The organism is Vibrio sp. 1557 (assembly GCF_033340175.1).
GTDB lineage: Bacteria > Pseudomonadota > Gammaproteobacteria > Enterobacterales > Vibrionaceae > Vibrio > Vibrio alginolyticus.
Genome location: NZ_JAWOVZ010000309.1, coordinates 1 through 1,008, shown reverse-complemented (window position 1 = coordinate 1,008; position 1,008 = coordinate 1). Strand labels below are relative to the sequence as shown.

The 1,008-nt window shown below is 43.4% G+C and carries 1 protein-coding gene; it reads left to right on the top strand.

Going from position 1 to position 1,008, the window contains the following annotated elements; all coding sequences use genetic code 11:
- Positions 1-22 precede the first annotated feature (22 nt).
- A complete protein-coding gene (purU, locus tag R7070_RS26685; protein ID WP_318141588.1) occupies positions 23-856 on the top strand; it encodes a formyltetrahydrofolate deformylase in 834 nt (277 codons plus the stop codon).
- Positions 857-1,008: the final 152 nt, after the last annotated feature.

Below are 1,008 nucleotides of genomic sequence, written 5' to 3'. Positions count from 1 at the left end.
AATGCATGGAAGTATCTGATTTATGGAAAAGAAAACACTGTTGACCCATTGTTCTGACGCACCGGGTTTGATCTCTAAAATTACTAATATCTGTTACAAACATCAGCTAAACATCGTTCATAATAACGAATTTGTTGATAACACCAGTGGGCACTTTTTCATGCGAACGGAGTTGGAGGGGTACTTCAACGACCAAACGTTTCTTGCCGATTTAGACCAAGCTCTACCGCAAGGTGCAAAACGCACTCTCATTGGCTCTCGCCGTAAACGCATCGTGATTCTCGTAACGAAAGAAGCACACTGTTTAGGTGATATTCTGATGAAAAATTACGATGGCAGTTTAGATGTAGAAATCGCCGCCGTGGTGGGTAACTACGATAAGTTGCAAGGCCTCACTGAACGTTTTGATATCCCTTACCACTATGTGACGCACGAAGATCTAAGCCGTGAAGAACACGAGCAAAAGATGTTAGAGGTGATCGATCAATACGATGCAGATTACTTGGTGCTAGCGAAATACATGCGCGTTCTCACGCCAACGTTTGTTGAAAAATACCGCCATAAGATCATCAACATTCACCACAGTCTCTTGCCTGCTTTCACCCCTGCTACGCCTTATCAGCAAGCTTACGACCGTGGCGTAAAAATTATTGGCGCAACAGCCCACTTCGTGACAAACGACCTAGATGAAGGCCCGATCATCAAGCAGGATGTTATTCCAGTCGATCACACATTCAGCGCACAAGATATGGCTCAAGCAGGCCGCGATGTTGAGAAGAATGTTTTGAGTAAAGCTCTGAATAAGGTAATTAACGACCACGTTTTTGTTTATGGGAATAAGACAGTGATTCTTTAAGTTCACGCATTTGTGAATGAAAGAAAGGGTTGCTCATTTGCAACCCTTTCTTCTTTCTAGTCGTTCAAAATTTGCTTATTCCGCCTGCTCAGACTCCACTATACGCTTGAGCGAATGCGGATGCAGCTTGATACAAATACCTTGGTACTTAA